This is a genomic window from Paracoccus sp. Z118 (genome assembly GCF_019061185.1).
Taxonomy (GTDB): domain Bacteria; phylum Pseudomonadota; class Alphaproteobacteria; order Rhodobacterales; family Rhodobacteraceae; genus Paracoccus.
Genome location: NZ_JAHQZU010000124.1, coordinates 1 through 482 on the forward strand (window position 1 = coordinate 1; position 482 = coordinate 482).

Sequence of the window (482 nt, forward strand, 5' to 3'; positions counted from 1 at the left end):
GCCCTGTCGGCCGCAATCCGCCTTGACGGGTGAGCGCGGCCGAAGACCTCGCGGCCCAGTTCGATTCCGATATCCGTGATCATGCCGGTCGCATGTGTCGTGCGGATCCGCGCGCCGGAGATCTTCGTGATCGTGGCGTTCTGCATGCCCATGATGAAGCAGAGGCAGGCCAGCGAGAAGACACGCCCGGTCTCGCTGGTAAAGATCCCGCCCGCCGCGAAGCAGATCAGAAGGCCGCCCTGCAGGGCTATCGGAAGCGAATATTGCCGCCCCACGCTTCGAAGCCGCGCCCAGTTGATCAGGATGGTGCTGAACGCAGCGCCCGCGACGAAGGCGCCGATGGCAATTGCCGCGATCAGCGCAACCTCCAGATTCCCGATCACAAGGTTGTCGGCAAGTTGCGAGAGATAGCCGGTCATGTGCGACGTATAGGCGCCAAGCGCGAAGAAGCCGCCCGCGTTCGACGCACCCGCGACGCCGGC

1 protein-coding gene is annotated in these 482 nt (G+C 64.7%); it reads right to left on the minus strand.

Annotated elements, in window-relative coordinates; genetic code table 11:
- The coding region (locus KTN05_RS17815) for a YoaK family protein (RefSeq protein WP_254368350.1) at positions 1-419 on the minus strand (419 nt) is incomplete at its 3' end.
- Positions 420-482 lie beyond the last annotated feature (63 nt).